The organism is Mycobacterium sp. 050272 (assembly GCF_039023525.1).
Classification (GTDB): Bacteria; Actinomycetota; Actinomycetes; order Mycobacteriales; family Mycobacteriaceae; genus Mycobacterium.
The window spans coordinates 780,256-794,481 of the sequence record NZ_JBCHKV010000001.1 but is presented as its reverse complement, the minus strand read 5'-3'; the positions used below and the strand labels follow the sequence as shown (position 1 = coordinate 794,481).

The 14,226-nt window shown below is 66.8% G+C and carries 16 protein-coding genes; 14 read left to right on the top strand and 2 right to left on the bottom strand.

Going from position 1 to position 14,226, the window contains the following annotated elements; genetic code table 11:
- Nucleotides 1-4 precede the first annotated feature (4 nt).
- The 3 genes from AAHS21_RS03885 to AAHS21_RS03875 all read left to right on the top strand — a co-directional run bounded on the left by AAHS21_RS03885 (nucleotide 5) and on the right by AAHS21_RS03875 (nucleotide 2,909).
- Nucleotides 5-919: an LLM class F420-dependent oxidoreductase gene (locus AAHS21_RS03885; protein WP_342926354.1), complete on the top strand. Its 915-nt coding sequence runs from the start codon at nucleotides 5-7 to the stop codon at nucleotides 917-919.
- The gene (locus AAHS21_RS03880; RefSeq protein WP_342926353.1) at nucleotides 919-2,094 is read left to right on the top strand and encodes an acyl-CoA dehydrogenase family protein; all 1,176 of its coding nucleotides are present in this window, start codon (nucleotides 919-921) and stop codon (nucleotides 2,092-2,094) included. Before AAHS21_RS03885 ends, AAHS21_RS03880 begins: the two co-directional genes overlap by 1 nt.
- Before the next feature lie 71 nt (nucleotides 2,095-2,165).
- Entirely contained in the window at nucleotides 2,166-2,909 is a 744-nt protein-coding gene (locus tag AAHS21_RS03875) for a ZIP family metal transporter (protein WP_342926352.1), read from the top strand.
- On the opposite strand, the gene AAHS21_RS03870 is transcribed toward AAHS21_RS03875, so the two are convergent.
- Together AAHS21_RS03870 and AAHS21_RS03865 are read right to left on the bottom strand one after the other, a co-directional pair.
- Nucleotides 2,878-3,567 carry a DUF427 domain-containing protein gene (locus AAHS21_RS03870; RefSeq protein ID WP_342926351.1) on the bottom strand — a complete coding sequence of 230 codons (690 nt, stop codon included), beginning with the start codon at nucleotides 3,565-3,567 and terminating at the stop codon, nucleotides 2,878-2,880. The two genes, AAHS21_RS03875 and AAHS21_RS03870, sit on opposite strands and share 32 nt — an antisense overlap.
- 10 nt (nucleotides 3,568-3,577) lie before the next feature.
- Nucleotides 3,578-4,063: a helix-turn-helix domain-containing protein gene (locus AAHS21_RS03865; protein WP_342926350.1), complete on the bottom strand. Its 486-nt coding sequence runs from the start codon at nucleotides 4,061-4,063 to the stop codon at nucleotides 3,578-3,580.
- Nucleotides 4,064-4,155: 92 nt separating this feature from the next.
- Here AAHS21_RS03865 and AAHS21_RS03860 point away from each other — a divergent pair, with 92 nt between their 5' ends.
- The 11 genes from AAHS21_RS03860 to AAHS21_RS03810 all read left to right on the top strand — a co-directional run bounded on the left by AAHS21_RS03860 (nucleotide 4,156) and on the right by AAHS21_RS03810 (nucleotide 14,223).
- Complete coding sequence (locus AAHS21_RS03860; protein WP_342926349.1) at nucleotides 4,156-5,076, top strand: NAD(P)H-binding protein; 921 nt, start codon at nucleotides 4,156-4,158, stop codon at nucleotides 5,074-5,076.
- Nucleotides 5,077-5,125: 49 nt separating this feature from the next.
- Entirely contained in the window at nucleotides 5,126-6,295 is a 1,170-nt protein-coding gene (locus tag AAHS21_RS03855) for a CoA transferase (protein ID WP_342926348.1), read from the top strand.
- A 164-nt stretch (nucleotides 6,296-6,459) separates the two neighbouring features.
- Nucleotides 6,460-7,035, top strand: a complete 576-nt coding sequence (locus AAHS21_RS03850) for a hypothetical protein (protein ID WP_342926347.1) — start codon at nucleotides 6,460-6,462, stop codon at nucleotides 7,033-7,035.
- Complete coding sequence (locus AAHS21_RS03845; protein ID WP_342926346.1) at nucleotides 7,035-7,739, top strand: NIPSNAP family protein; 705 nt, start codon at nucleotides 7,035-7,037, stop codon at nucleotides 7,737-7,739. Before AAHS21_RS03850 ends, AAHS21_RS03845 begins: the two co-directional genes overlap by 1 nt.
- A gap of 47 nt (nucleotides 7,740-7,786) precedes the next feature.
- Entirely contained in the window at nucleotides 7,787-8,962 is a 1,176-nt protein-coding gene (locus tag AAHS21_RS03840; RefSeq protein WP_342926571.1) for a cytochrome P450, read from the top strand.
- Nucleotide 8,963: 1 nt separating this feature from the next.
- On the top strand, nucleotides 8,964-9,932 hold the full coding sequence (locus AAHS21_RS03835; protein ID WP_342926345.1) for a zinc-binding dehydrogenase: 969 nt from the start codon (nucleotides 8,964-8,966) through the stop codon (nucleotides 9,930-9,932).
- The gene (locus AAHS21_RS03830) at nucleotides 9,929-10,675 is read left to right on the top strand and encodes an aldolase/citrate lyase family protein (RefSeq protein WP_342926344.1); all 747 of its coding nucleotides are present in this window, start codon (nucleotides 9,929-9,931) and stop codon (nucleotides 10,673-10,675) included. The genes AAHS21_RS03835 and AAHS21_RS03830 overlap by 4 nt, the downstream gene beginning before the upstream one ends.
- Complete coding sequence (locus AAHS21_RS03825) at nucleotides 10,672-11,079, top strand: SgcJ/EcaC family oxidoreductase (RefSeq protein ID WP_342926343.1); 408 nt, start codon at nucleotides 10,672-10,674, stop codon at nucleotides 11,077-11,079. The genes AAHS21_RS03830 and AAHS21_RS03825 overlap by 4 nt, the downstream gene beginning before the upstream one ends.
- Entirely contained in the window at nucleotides 11,076-11,798 is a 723-nt protein-coding gene (locus tag AAHS21_RS03820; protein ID WP_342926342.1) for an SDR family oxidoreductase, read from the top strand. The genes AAHS21_RS03825 and AAHS21_RS03820 overlap by 4 nt, the downstream gene beginning before the upstream one ends.
- Nucleotides 11,780-13,303, top strand: a complete 1,524-nt coding sequence (locus AAHS21_RS03815) for an NAD(P)/FAD-dependent oxidoreductase (RefSeq protein ID WP_342926341.1) — start codon at nucleotides 11,780-11,782, stop codon at nucleotides 13,301-13,303. Before AAHS21_RS03820 ends, AAHS21_RS03815 begins: the two co-directional genes overlap by 19 nt.
- Nucleotides 13,300-14,223: an alpha/beta hydrolase gene (locus tag AAHS21_RS03810; protein ID WP_342926340.1), complete on the top strand. Its 924-nt coding sequence runs from the start codon at nucleotides 13,300-13,302 to the stop codon at nucleotides 14,221-14,223. The genes AAHS21_RS03815 and AAHS21_RS03810 overlap by 4 nt, the downstream gene beginning before the upstream one ends.
- Nucleotides 14,224-14,226 lie beyond the last annotated feature (3 nt).

Below are 14,226 nucleotides of genomic sequence, written 5' to 3'. Positions count from 1 at the left end.
CCCGATGCGCTTCACGATCACCCACCCGATGCACAGCCACCCCTACAACCCGGAGCTGGTCGGCGGGGATGGCATCGGGAAAGTGGCCGCGGCCACCGAGGCGGCCGGCATCCACGGATTCGGCTTCACCGATCATCCGGCGCCGTCGCAGCGCTGGCTGGAGGCAGGCGGCCACGATGCGCTAGATCCTTTTGTCGCACTGGGTTTCGCGGCGGCCACCACGTCGACGCTGCGGCTGATCCCCAACATCGTGGTGCTGCCCTATCGAAACCCGTTCGTGGTGGCCAAATCCGGCGCCACCCTCGATCTGCTCTCCGGAGGCCGATTCACGCTCGCGGTCGGCGTCGGCTACCTCAAGCGTGAGTTCGCGGCGCTCGGTGTCGGCTACGACGAGCGTGCCGAGCTGTTCGAGGAATCCCTGCAAGTGATCCGGGCTATCTGGAGCGGCGACGACATCACCTTTGAGGGAAAGCATTTCAGCGCCCGTGGCATCACCGCGCATCCGCGTCCGCCGTGCAGCCCGCCGATCTGGATCGGCGGCAACACCACAGCCTCTCGTCAGCGGGTAGCGCAGTACGGCGACGGCTGGTGCCCGTTCCCCGCCCCGCCGCAACTGGCGCAGACCGCCGGCACCGCGGTCATCGATTCGCTGGACAAGCTCACCGCCGGCATCGACGATCTGCGGCGCCGCTGCGATGCCGAGGGCAGGGACTGGTCTGCGATCGACATCACCTTCACCAACTTCGACGGCGGCAGCATCACCGACGACGACTTCAATGCCGACGCCTACCTCGAAGGCTTGGACAAGCTGGCGAAGCTGGGGGTCACTTGGGTCAGCGTCCACCTGCCCGGCGACAGCATTGGGCACGCGCTGGAGACCCTGGATCGTTTTCGCACCCTCGTGATCGACGCGGCGTAATGGACTTCTCCTACGTCGACCTCTCGCCCGAGGACCGGGAATTCTTTGACCACACCCGGGCGTTCATCGCCGAACACGTCACCGATGAGGTGCTGCGACGTGATCGTGAGACCGGTGAAAACTTCAGTGAGCCAGTGCATTTGGCGCTGGGCGCCGAGGGTTATCTGGCGTCGGATTTCAAGCAGGAGTCCGAGGGGGGATTCGATCCGGTGCGCCGGCGAATCTTCCATCTCGAGATCGGCCGCGCCCACACGCCGTGGTTCCACTGGGGCACCACCGCGGTCGTCGCGCGGTTGGTCAAGCAATTCGGGAAGCCCGAACTCGTCGACGCGGTACTGCCGGGCGTGCTGTCCGGTGAGATTCGGCTATGCCTGGGCTATACCGAGCCGGAGGGCGGCTCGGACGTAGCCACCTGCAGGACCCGAGCCGTACGCGACGGCGACGGATGGATCATCAATGGGTCCAAGATGTTCACCTCGAACGCGCAGAACGCCAGGTACGTCTTCCTGCTAACCAACACCGACCCGCAAGCCCAGAAACACAAGAGCCTGACCATGTTTCTGGTGCCGCTGGATTCCGACGGCATCGAGATCCAGGGCATCCGCACGCTGGACGGCGACCGCACCAACATTGTCTATTACAGCGACGTGCGGGTCGACGATCTCTACCGCATCGGCGAGGTCAATGCCGGCTGGACGGTAATGCGGTTCGCCCTGGACGCCGAACACGGCATTACCGAGACGGAAGGCCATGGCCTGCAGAATGTTTCGATGATGTCGGAGCACGGCCATCTGATGGCCGAGGCGGCCGACGGGGTCGCGGCGATCCTGTCCAAACCGGATGCCAACGGGCGGTGCCCGATTGACGACGAGTCGACGAAATTCCGGCTCGGGCGCACCATGGCCCGCATCGAGGCGGCGCTGTCGACGCCCGGGATCTACGGACGCGTCGCGCTCATTCAGACCATGCGCGACGTCTCGCCGGAATTGATGGACATTCTGGGAACCGCATCGGCATTGCCCACCGGCACAACGGGTTCCGCGGACAACGGGGCCGTCGAGTTCATCTTCCGCCACGGCGTGCCCGCCGGGATCTACGGCGGCACGATGGAGGTCTTCCGCAACATGATCGCCCAGCGCGAGCTGAAGCTCGGGCGCCCCAGCTACGGCGGCTAGCGACTCTCTTTCAGCCGGGTCGCGTCATACGCTTGAGGCCGTGCTGCTCCGAGCGGACGGACGGCGGAAAGGTGGACCGCGCGGTGGTCGTCCTGGTGGCCTTCTGTTCGTTCCTCACGACGTTGTCCGGCGGATACGCGGCGCTACGTATCGGTTCCTACCGATATCTCGTGCTCGGCTTGGCCGCCGGGCTGATGCTCGGTGCGGTGAGCTTCGACCTGCTGCCCGAAGCGCTGAGCCACGGCGACGTGTGGTCCCTGTTCGGCATTCCTGCTCCGCTCGTGGCGTTTGTTCTCGGCTTTCTCGTGCTGCACATCGTCGAACACACCGTGGGTATTCATCGCGGTCAAACGATGAACGACGCGGTGATCGCCGACGCACCCAGCATTGGGTTGCTGGCGGCAGCGGGGCTCGTTGGCCACAGCGTGATGGACGGATTCGCCATCGGTGCCGCTTTCCAGGCGGGGGCGGGAGCGGGCACCGTGGTCGCGGTGGCGGTGATCGGCCACGACTTCGCGGACGGCTTCAACACGTACACGGTGACGTCGATCTACGGCAATGACCGCCGAAGGGCGCTGACCCTGCTGGTGGCTGATGCCGTCGCGCCCGTCGTCGGTGCGGCCCTCACGCTGATGGTGACGATTCCCCATCGGCTGCTCGCGGTCTACCTCGGCTTCTTCGCGGGATTCCTGATGTACCTGGCGAGCGCCGACATTCTGCCGAAAGCACATACCGGGCATCGCACTGCGGCCACCTTGGCATGCACCGTCGGCGGGGTGCTGTTCATGTTCGCGATCGTCGCGCTGGCCAACTGAGCGGCAATTCGGCACGCACGTCGATACGCGCGCCGTCGAAACTCAGAAAACCCTTGATGGGCAGGCTTTCCGGCGGTGGATCCGGATAGCTCCACGCGATGTCCTGGACATCACCCATTGACCAGTACGTCGCGAATCCCTTGTAGTTGCAGTAGCTCGTCGTCTCCGACGGGCGCAGCAGATCGGTCTGCACATGCGCGGGATCGACGTAAAGCCTTGGCTCAAGCGCGGTCTCGAAAACGATCATGGTGTCGTCGGTATCGACCAGCACGGTGTCCGCGACGCTGACGCGCAGGCGACGCGTGGTGGGCCGGCAGTCGACTCGGTGATACGGGTTCGGCGGGTAGTGAACGAGTTCGCGGCCTTCCTCCAGCCAGGTGTCGACGGCCTCCCACGGCACGTGCACGAAACCCGGTGCCGCCGACTCGGGTTCGGCGGGCAGGTCACCGATTTCGTCGGCGCGGAACAGATAGCTCAGCGGGTGGCCCTGCCGGTGCACCATCAGCACGTGTTCGGTGTCGATCACCGGACGTCCGTCCTTGAACGCCTGCACTCGGCGCGGGTGTGGCTCGATGTAGATCACCTCACCGGGCAGCGGGGGAGCGAACCGCCCGGCCGGATCGCGGCTGAGCGGACCACGCCCGGCGACCAGACTCATGGTGCCCAGGTTAACGCCGGCGGCCGGCACTATGGCCGCGTATCTCGATGTCCGTTGACCGCTTCTTCGGGGCGTCGGTATCGGCTGTCACGCGGACCGCGAGGGTTTGGCCGGTGTCGGCATCGACGAACGACAGCGGCGCCGGTCCGTCCTGCAAGTAGCTGTCGCCCCACTGCACCAGCGACATGAAGACCGGCAACAGATCCTCGCCGGCCTGGGTCAGTCGGTATTCGTCGCGGGCGCGACTGCCCGGCTCCTGATACGGGACGCGGGTGACGATCTGCGCCGCCTCGAGCTGCTTGAGCGCCCGCGACGCGGCCGGCGCCGACGTCTCGGTGCGCGCCACGAAGTCCTCGAAACGCGTCGTGCCGAAGAACAACTCGCGCAGGACCTGGAAGGTGGTTTTGGTGCTGAGCAAGTCGAGCACCTTGGACATCGAGCAGCGATCGTTGATCGACCACTGCTGGCGGTCCTGCAGCCGCTTTTCGAACTCCACCCGGATCTCCTATGAATAACGCTTGCGTTAGTCAGCTTACCGTGCTTTGATCTAAATAACGTAATCGTTAGTCAGAATGCTAAGGAGTCGAGATGTCGAACCAGAAGTTGTTTCTGATCACCGCGCCGACCGGCAACACCGGGGCGCCCACTGTCGAACTCCTGCTGGACGCCGGTCACCGGGTTCGCGCCTTCGTGCATCGCATCGACTCTCGCTCCGACGCGCTGGCAGAACTCGGCGCCGAGATCGCCGAGGGCGATCTGCTGGATTTCCGCGCCGTCAGCTCTGCCATGACCGGAGTCGACGCCGCCTACTTCTGCTACCCGATCGCACCCGGCACGTTGCTGCCCGCCACCGCGATCTTCGCCCAGGCCGCCAGTGAGGCCGGCGTCGACGCCGTGGTCAACATGTCGCAGATCTCCGCCCGGCGCGATGCGAAAAGCAATGCTGCTCAACAGCATTGGATTGCCGAACGACTGCTGGACCGCGCCGCGTTCAAAACCACCCATCTGCGCCCGACCTTCTTCGCCGAGTGGTTGAAATGGCAATGGCAGCGCGATGAGAACGAGGGCGTGCTGCGGTTGCCGTTCGGCGACGGGCGCCACGCGCCCATCTCCGGACCCGACCAGGCCCGGGTGATCGCCGCCGTCCTGCAGAACCCCGCGCCGCACGACCGCCAGGTCTACCCGCTGGTCGGGGCCAAAGAACTCGACCACTTTCGCATCGCCGACGAAATCGCCGACACCCTCGGCATCCCGGTCCGCTACGAGCCGGTCTCAATCCCCGCGTTTGCGGCCGGGCTGAGCGCCGCCGGCTTCCCGGAGTTCTTCGTGCAGCACATCAGCAGCGTCGCCCAGGACTACCGAGACGGCATCTTCTCCGGCGAGAACAACCTTGTCGAGGTGATCGGCGGACGCAGGCCGATGACCGTGGCCGACTACGTCACCGCCAACCGTGCCGAGTTCGAGCACGACGGCCGTTTCGTGCGACGGGGTCAGCTCAAGGCGAGCTGACCGGGGGCAAGTGCGCGGTCCGGTCGAGCCACGGAGTAGGAACGTAGCCATGGCGGGACCGGTGGAAGGCCTTAAAGTCGTCGAGCTCGGAGTGTGGGTGGCCGGGCCGGCCGCCAGTGCCATCCTGGCGGACTGGGGTGCCGACGTCATCAAGATCGAGCCGCCGACCGGCGATCCGGGCCGCATGTTCGGCCGGATGCTGGGCTGCGACCTCGGGGTCAACCCGCCGTTTGAGCTGGACAACCGTTCCAAGCGCAGCATTGTCTTGGACCTGAGCACCGACGATGGCCGCGAGATCGCGTTCGAATTGCTCGCCGACGCGGACGTTTTCGTGACCAACGTCCGTCCGGGCGCGTTGCACCGCCTCGGCTTCGACTTCGAGTCGCTGTCCGCCCGCTACCCGAGGCTGGTCTACGGCCTGATCACCGGCTACGGCCAGACCGGGCCCGACGCCGACCGGGCCGCATACGACGTGGCCGCGTTCTGGTCGCGCGCCGGCGTGGCGCACCTGCTGACCCGGCCCGGCCAGACACCACCGTTCCAGCGGGGCGGCATGGGTGACCACTCGGCGGGCATGACCCTGGCCGCGGCGATCTGCGCGGCGCTGCTGGCCCGCGAGCGCACCGGGAGCGGTCAGCTGGTGAGCACCTCGCTGTACCGGCAGGGCGCCTACACCGTGAGCTTCGACCTCAACACCTACCTGCTGACCGGTCAGCCGATCGCGATCGGCCAGCGCGAGACGATGGGCAACCCATGCATGAACAACTACGCCGCCGGTGATGGGCGGCGCTTTTGGATCGTCGGCCTCGAAGGCGACCGGCACTGGCCGCCGCTGTGCCGCGTCGTCGGCCACCCCGAATGGGTCGACGACCCGCGCTACAGCGATGCCGCCGCCCGTTTCGTCAACGGCCCGGAGTTGATCGCCGAGCTGGACGAAATCTTCGCTACTCGCTCGCTCGACGAATGGGCGCAGGCCTTCGCAGAAGAACCGGACTTCTTCTGGTCGCCGATCAACACCCTCGAAGACGTCGTGGCCGACGAGCAGTTCTATGCCGCGGGCGGCATCGTCGACGTCCCCGACGGCGATGCCAGCGTCGCGATGGTCGCCACCCCGGCGGACTTCCACGGGACGCCGTGGGAGCCGCGCTCCCCGGCACCGCAACTAGGGCAGCACACCGACGAAATCATCGCCGAGCTGCAAGCCCGCCGCCGCGGCTGACCACGCCGCGGGAGCTTTACAAATTTAGACAGAAGTGTCACGCTGGGGCATGAGTCGCGTCACCCCGGTGTGAGGCGGCGTCAGCCCTTGGGAAGCCCATGACAAGCGCTGCAGCTGCCTTGGAGCGAACGCACTCCGCGGTGTGGCGGTGAGGAACGGATTTGATGGTCACTCCGACGTTCGACATCGGCCAGAGCAGACGCGTCAGTGCTGGACGAGCAACCCGCGGCAACGGTGAGTGTCTGCGGTATCGACTGGATGTGGTGGCTGCCAGCGCGGTCGACGTCGTGCACTCGGCCGGCGGATGGCTCTACGACCGGGTGATGGCCGGCTGGGAGGTGACCGTCCTGCTGCCGGGCGGCTGCGACACCCGACCGCTGCGCATTCTCGGCGTGGCGGTGGTGGACACGGACAACATTGCGACCGCGATGGGATCGACCAGTCACACCCTGGCCGTCAGCGCCGAGGCGTTCACCGCGGACGCCCGCGTGCGCGACAAGGTGCTCAAGTCCCTCGACGACCGGCTGACCGAAGTCGCGCTGTGGGGCGAGGGGTGGCCGTTGGGCGTGAACCGCGGCATGACCCGAGCCCAGCACGTGCTGTCGGCTGCGGCGCGCACATTCAAGGGGTACGCCCTTGCGGCAGCGGGGATCCCGTCTGCACTGGTCGAACCGACCGAGACACTGCTGTGCGAGGCGAGTTGTGCGCGCGTCGACTCAGAGCCGGTGCGGCTCGACTGATGAAAAAGTATTACGGCCACACCCTGCTCTACCTGCACGAGACGATTTCGCTGGGATCGGGGTTAAGCGGCCGCTTCACCGAGGTCTTCACCGACACCTACCAGCCGATGATGGACGCGCTCGGCGCCCGGCTGTTCGCGATGTGGGAAACCACGCCCTACAACGGCCACTGGCCGCAGGTCACCATCATCTGGGAGATCGACGGATTCTCCGACTACGCGAGGATCGGGGCCGCCCAGGCCCGCGGGGGAGACCACGCGGCCGCGGCCGGCAAGTGGGCGGCGTTCCTGTCCGACATCGGGGCCTGCGGCGAGGGCCGGATCATGTACCCCGGGCCGAGTAATAAAACCCTCGCCCAGCTACGCGAAGCCAATTTCGCTGCGCCACTGGTGATTCAGGAGATCATGCAAACCAAGCCAGGGCGCCAGGACGACTACATCCGGGAGTTGGAACGGCTTTACGTCCCATGGTCGGAGCGCACCGGGAAGCGCTGGCTGGGATCGTTTACCACCACGTTCCGTTTCAACGAGGTCATCCACTACTGGGCGCTGGACGGCGGCTGGGAATGCTTCGCCAACCACTACCCATCCTGGAAGGACAGCCCGCCCGCCGAGATCGTCACCTGGATGAGCGTGGCACCGGCATTGCGCGATGGCTGGGAAGACTCGATTCTGCAGGCTCTACCGCCCTCTCCGCTGCAGTGACCGCCCCCACCTCCGACTTCGCGTACGACCCCTTCGACGCGGACGTCATGGCAAACCCGTTGCCGTACTACCGAACTCTGCGCGATCACCATCCGGTCTATTACATGCCGCAATGGGATACCTACGCGCTGTCCCGCTTCGAGGACATCTGGCAGGTTCTCGAAGTCAACGACGGAACCTTCGTGGCGTCGGAAGGAACCCTGCCCCCGGCGACCGTGTTGGCCAAGCACAACAGCGGGCCGGTCGAGGATCCGCCATTGCACCCCTTGCCATTTCACGCCGTGTTCGACACCGATCTGTACGGCGAGATCCGTCGGTCCCACTCGGCGCCACTGCGGCCGCGGTCGGTCGCCGGGCTGGAGGCCAGGATCCGCGAGCTCGCCAACGAGCGCCTCGACCTGTTGCTGCCGCAGGGGTCCTTCGATCTGACCCAGGACTACGGCGGCATCGTGGCCGCCTCGATGGTGTGCGACTTGCTGGGAATATCAACCGAACTCGCGCCGCAGGTGTTGGCCGCGGTCAACGCCGGAAGCCTCGCGGCACCCGGTGAGGGCGTCGACACCGCGCAGGCTCGGCCCAACTACCTCGAATACCTGATCCCCGTGGTCCAACGGCGCCGGGCCGACCAATCGGGCGCGCCGCTTCCGGTGGTCGACGGGCTGCTGGGTTACCGGTTGCCCGACGGCAGCGCCCTGTCCGACGTCGAAACAGCCACGCAGATGTTGTGCATCTTCATCGGCGGCACCGAAACCGTGCCCAAGATCGCTGCGCACGGGCTGTGGGAGCTCAGCCAGCGGCCCGACCAGCTTGCCGCCGTGCGTGCCGATCCGGTCAACACCGTGCCGGTGGCCCGTGAGGAGATGCTTCGGTACTGTGCGCCCGCGCAATGGTTTGCCCGAACGGCGCGGCGGCCCTTCACGATTCACGACCAGACCATCGAGCCGGGCCAGCGGGTGATCACGCTGCTCGCCTCGGCCAATCGCGACGAACGGGAGTATGAGAACCCCGACGAGTTCGTCTGGGATCGGCCTATCGCCCGCTCGCTGGTCTTTGGCCGCGGCCAGCACTTCTGCATCGGCTACCACCTGGCCCGGCTGGAAGTCGCGGTGCTCGTTCAGGAATGGCTGCGCCGGGTGCCGGACTTCGCGATCAAGGGCCAAGGCGCGACCCGCCTGCCGTCCAGCTTCCAGTGGGGATGGAACCAGATCCCGGTGGAGGTCTGACGTGTGGTCCTACCGGATCATCGCCCCGTACGAGTTCGAGCGCACGTCGATCGTCGAGAAGAAGCCGGACGACCTGGCCGACGGGCAGGTGCTGATGCGGTTCCTGGCGGCCGGGGTATGCGGCAGCGACCTGCCGGGATTTCGCGGCGCCCAGGGCAGACTTGCCGGCGACGACGGTCGCAGCGCCGCCGAGAAGGATGGCTTTCCGATCCACGAAGTGGCCGGTGAGGTGATTGCCAGCCGGCATCCTGAACACCGGGTTGGCGATCGCGTGGTGGGCTGGGCGTCGGGATTTGACGGGCTGATGGAGCGGGTCATCAGTGACGGCAACGGCCTGGCGCCGTATGACCCCGCGCTCACCGCTGCGCAGGCGGTCGGGCTGCAACCGCTGGCGTGCGTCCTGTATGCCTGCGAGCAACTGCCGGACCTGGCGGGCAAGCACGTCGCGATCATCGGACAGGGCTCGATCGGCCTGCTGTTCTCCTACGTCGCCAAGACCGCCGGCGCCCGACGTGTCACCGGTGTGGACCCGGTCGACCGGCGAAGCCTCGCAACGACGTTCGGTGTCGACGAGGTGGTGCGTGCGACCAGCGACCGCTGGGTTAGTCGACTGGCGCCGACAGATCGCGCGGATATCGTCATCGAGGCCGTCGGTCATCAGGTCGCCACGCTGGGCCACGCCATCGAGGCCACTGCCCCCGGCGGCACGGTCTTCTACTTCGGCGTCGCCGACGACGAGGCCTACCCGATTAGCATGCGTCTCATGCTGCGCAACAACTTGACCCTGAAATCCGGTGTGACGCTTGACCGGCGGCGGGTGCTCGAGCTCGCCGGCAAGTTTGCCGCCGAACATCCCGAGCTACTCGGCTGCTATCTCACGCACACCTTCGGGATCGACGACGTGCAGGGCGCATTCGACCTGGCGTGCCGGCCGGTTCCCGAGCGCGTCAAGATCGCGATCGCGCAGTGAGCATCTTCGGCGACGCGCAGGCCAAGGCGGCCCCGATCTGGGGCGGGTGGGTCACCGGCCCGACGCTGATCGGGCCGGAGGAATTCGCCCGGGCCGGATACGACTACGTCGGATTCGACGCCCAGCACGGCTATCTCGACGACGCCGACATCGCCGGCATCCTGCGGCGCCTCGAGCAGGTGCCTATCGCGACCGCGGTGCGGTTGCCCAATGCCGACCCCGCTCCGATCGGGCGGGTGGCCGACGCCGGTGCCGACGCCGTCTTCATCGCGATGGTCGAGTCGGCCGGCCAGGCCGCCGCGGCCGTGGCCGCGACCCGTTACCCGCCGGCGGGCGTCCGCAGCTTCGGACCGCTGCGCACCGGCCTCGGGCTCGACCCCGCCGCCCACGAGGCGCGGGTGAGCGTGTTCGCGATGATCGAAACCGCTGCGGCGCTGGCAAACCTCGCTGACATTTGTGCGGTCGACGGGCTGGCCGGAATATATATCGGGCCCGCCGATCTGGCGATCTCGATGGGCCACCAACCCGTCGGATCGACCCGACAGCCCGAAGTGCTGGACGCGATCGTGCGGATCCACCGCGTCGCGACCGCAGCCGGGCTGGTCGCCGGGATTCACGCCAGTGAGGGCAAGACCGGTCACGCGATGGCGCAGCTCGGCTTTCGGATGATCACCCTGGCCGCCGAATCGGCGGCGCTGCGCCGCGGGGCGATGGAGCATTTACGCGAAGCGACCGGACAGTGACCGACGAGCGCACCGCGATCCGCGAACTGATCGGCGCCTACGCACTCGCCCTGGACGGGGGCGATGCCGACGCGTGCGTGCAGCTGTTCACCGACGACGCGGAATTCCTGGTCTACGGACGGTCTTTCGCCGGGCACGAAGGGATCGCCTCGATGTTCACCGATGCTCCCCGCGGGCTGCACCTGACCGGGGTGTCGCGCATCGACGTCGGCACCGACGAAGCCGGCACCGCGACCGCCCGCACCCAGGTCCTGTTCGTCCGGGCCGGCGATCTGCACCTGCGGCCCGCGCTCTACGACGACCAACTCGTCCGCCGCGACGGCCGATGGCGTTTCCGGCGGCGCAGATGCCAATTCGTCACCAGCCACGGCTTGTCCGACAGCCCGGAGGTTCCGTCATCATGAGCGTCGCACTCGTCACCGGAGCGGCGGGCGGCCAGGGCTGGGCGATCGCGAAAAAGCTTCGCGGCAACGGTTATTCGGTGGCGGCCTGCGACCGGCGCGCCAAGGATGTCGCGGCCGCGGTCGCCGAATTGGGTGACGACGAGGTGATCGCGATCGAACTGGACGTGACCAGCGAGCAGCAGTGGGAGACCGCCGTCGCAACGACGGTGGACCGCTTCGGCGGGCTGAACACGCTGGTCAACAATGCGGGGGTGCTGCATCGTGCCGCGCTGGGCGACGAGACGGTCGCCGATTTCGAAAATGCGTGGCGGGTCAACTGTCTGGGTGCCTTCCTGGGCATGCGAGCCACACTCGGCCAACTGCGGGCGGCCGAACACGCGGCGATCGTGAATATTTGCAGCACCGGAGCCATCCGCCCGTTCCCGGCGCACAGCGCCTACGGTTCGTCGAAGTGGGCGCTTCGGGGGCTGACCCAGACGGCGGCGGCCGAACTCGCGCCGTGGGGTATTCGGGTCAATGCGGTGTTCCCCGGGCCGATCGCAACCTCGATGCTCGACGACGCCACGCAGGCGCGGCTGACAGCGACGGCGCAGTTCGGGCGGCTGGGGCAGCCAGCCGAAATTGCCGATGCGGTGGCCTTTCTGGTGTCGGGCGCCGCGTCGTTCATCACCGGTTCGGAATTGGTCGTCGACGGTGGGCAATGCCTACAAATCCGATGAACACAACATTGTCGGTCGGCATCATCGGTGCCGGTCCGGGCGGACTGGCATTGGGAATCCTGTTGGACCGCGCCGGATTTCACGACTTCACCATCTTTGACCGCGAAGACGACGTCGGCGGCACGTGGCGGATCAACACCTATCCGGGACTGGCCTGCGACGTCAAGTCGCATCTGTATTCGTTCTCCTTCGACCTGAACCCGCATTGGTCGCGGTTATGGTCCGGCCAGCCCGAGATCCTCGCCTACTTCGAACGCTGTGCCGACAAATACGGGTTGCGGCCGCATCTGCGGCTACGCACCGAAATTCGTTCAGCGACTTGGGAAGAGGACGCACAGCAGTGGTGCCTCACCACCAGCAGTGGCGAACAACACCGCTTCGACGTCGTGGTCTCCGCCGTGGGTCTGTTCACCCGGCCCCTTTTCCCGGAGCTCGTCGAGCAGGAGCCGTTCACCGGGACCGTGATGCACTCGTCGCAATGGGATCATTCGATCGATCTCGAGGGCGCGCGGGTGGCGGTGTTGGGCACCGGTTCGACGGCGTCGCAGCTGCTGCCCGAACTCGCAAAGGTCGCTGCCCGGGTCTATTCGGTACAGCGCTCGCCGACCTGGATTCTGCCCAAGCCGGATCGGCACTACACCCGACGGGAGCGTTGGGCCTTCGCTCATCTGCCGTTCGCCAAAAGGCTGTACCGGACCCGGCTGTGGCTGCGCAGCGAATCCAACATCTCCGTGATCGAGCACGGCAGCGACAAGACGCAGGATTTCACCGCGATTGCCCTTGACTTACTTGAAAAGACAGTCGCCGACCAGGAATTGCGGCAGCGGCTTACTCCGGATCACCCGATGGGCTGCAAGCGGCTGGTGTTCTCCTCGGACTACCTGCCAACGCTGACCCGGCCCAATGTCGAGGTGGTTTCCAGCCCGGCCCGCTACCTCAAGGCCCGGTCCTTCGTCACCGAGGACGGCACCGAGCGCGACGTCGACGTCGTGGTGTGTGCCACCGGCTACGCCGCCGCCGACTATCTCGGGCAGCTGGATGTGTCCGGCGAAGGCGGCGCCACACTGCGCGAGGTGTGGAGTGAGGGGGCGCATGCGTATCTCGGCATGGCCGTCCCCGGGTTCCCGAACTTCTTCATGCTGTACGGGCCCAACACGAACGTCGGCTCCAACAGCGTGATCTTCATGTTGGAAGCTCAGGCCCGCTACATCGTGCGGGCGTTGAAGTACCTGCGGCGCCGGGGCAAGACGTACGTAGCGGTGCGGCCGTCGGCGCTGGCGCGGTTCATCGCCAAGATCGACCAGTGGATGGTCGGCACGGTGTGGACGACCCAGTGCAGCAACTACTTTCGCGCTCCGAACGGGCGCGTGGTCACGCAGTGGCCACGCAGCGCGCGTAGCTTCTGGGAGATGACGCGCAGGTTCACGCCCGGCGATTTCGTGTTCTCCAGCCATCCGCGCCGACCCGTGTCCGCCGGCCATAGGCGCACGCCGGAGGCGCGATGACGGACCTGGACGGGGCGCACCGTCTGCATCCGGTGCTGCGCGCGGTTGCGACGGCGCGAACGGTCTTCTCCCCGCAGGCAATTCAGTCGATGCGCACACCGTTCGACCAGCGCCGCCGCGACACCGCGGCCATCACCGAGTTGCCGGGCGTGCAGATCACCAGTGACGCCGCCGGCAACGTGCCGGTGCGCATCTATCGCGGCGGGCCGTCACCGGCACCGGTCGTGGTGTATTGCCACGCGGGCGGATTCGCGCTGGGCAACCTGGACACCGATCACCGGCAGTGCGCCGAACTCGCCCGCCGCGGCCGCTGCACGGTGGTGTCGGTCGACTACCGGCTGGCCCCGGAGCACCCCTACCCGGCCGCGCTCGACGACGCGATCACGGTGCTCAACTGGGTCACCGGCAAAGCGGCGGAGCTGGATGTAGACATCACCCGGCTGGCCGTCGCGGGCAGCAGCGCCGGCGCCACTCTGGCCGCATCCCTGGTGCAGCGTTGTGCCGACGGATCGCTGCCGGCCGTCGTGTTCCAGCTGTTGCACCAGCCGGTGCTCGACGATCGTGCTACCGCGTCGAAAGCGGAGTTTCGCACCAGCCCGGCGTTCGACGGTGAGGCGGCCGAACTGATGTGGCGCTACTACCTGGCCGGCCGGCCCGCATCGCCGGATGCCGTGCCGGCGCGGCGTCCCGAATTAGGACATTTACCACCAACTTTGATCACCTGCGCGGAGATCGATCCGTTTCGCGACGAAGCGATCGACTACGCGCTGCGGCTCCTGCGCGCCGGCGTGTCCACCGAATTGCACGTATTCGCGCGCACCTGCCACGGTTTCGATTCCCTGCTGCCCGACTGGTCGGAGTCCGAGCGGCTGTTCACCCTGCAGGGTCAGGCGCTGCAGCGCGCCTGGTACGCGATGTGAGCC

Coding starts and splice junctions, on each gene's coding strand:
- AAHS21_RS03870 (WP_342926351.1), bottom strand. CDS start 3,567: ATGAGTCTGGTCGCCGGGCGTGGTCCGCTCAGCCGCGATCCGGCCGGG.
- AAHS21_RS03820 (WP_342926342.1), top strand. CDS start 11,076: ATGAGCGTCGCACTCGTCACCGGAGCGGCGGGCGGCCAGGGCTGGGCG.
- AAHS21_RS03855 (WP_342926348.1), top strand. CDS start 5,126: ATGGCGGGACCGGTGGAAGGCCTTAAAGTCGTCGAGCTCGGAGTGTGG.
- AAHS21_RS03880 (WP_342926353.1), top strand. CDS start 919: ATGGACTTCTCCTACGTCGACCTCTCGCCCGAGGACCGGGAATTCTTT.
- AAHS21_RS03815 (WP_342926341.1), top strand. CDS start 11,780: ATGCCTACAAATCCGATGAACACAACATTGTCGGTCGGCATCATCGGT.
- AAHS21_RS03860 (WP_342926349.1), top strand. CDS start 4,156: ATGTCGAACCAGAAGTTGTTTCTGATCACCGCGCCGACCGGCAACACC.
- AAHS21_RS03810 (WP_342926340.1), top strand. CDS start 13,300: ATGACGGACCTGGACGGGGCGCACCGTCTGCATCCGGTGCTGCGCGCG.
- AAHS21_RS03885 (WP_342926354.1), top strand. CDS start 5: ATGCGCTTCACGATCACCCACCCGATGCACAGCCACCCCTACAACCCG.
- AAHS21_RS03845 (WP_342926346.1), top strand. CDS start 7,035: ATGAAAAAGTATTACGGCCACACCCTGCTCTACCTGCACGAGACGATT.
- AAHS21_RS03840 (WP_342926571.1), top strand. CDS start 7,787: ATGGCAAACCCGTTGCCGTACTACCGAACTCTGCGCGATCACCATCCG.
- AAHS21_RS03850 (WP_342926347.1), top strand. CDS start 6,460: ATGGTCACTCCGACGTTCGACATCGGCCAGAGCAGACGCGTCAGTGCT.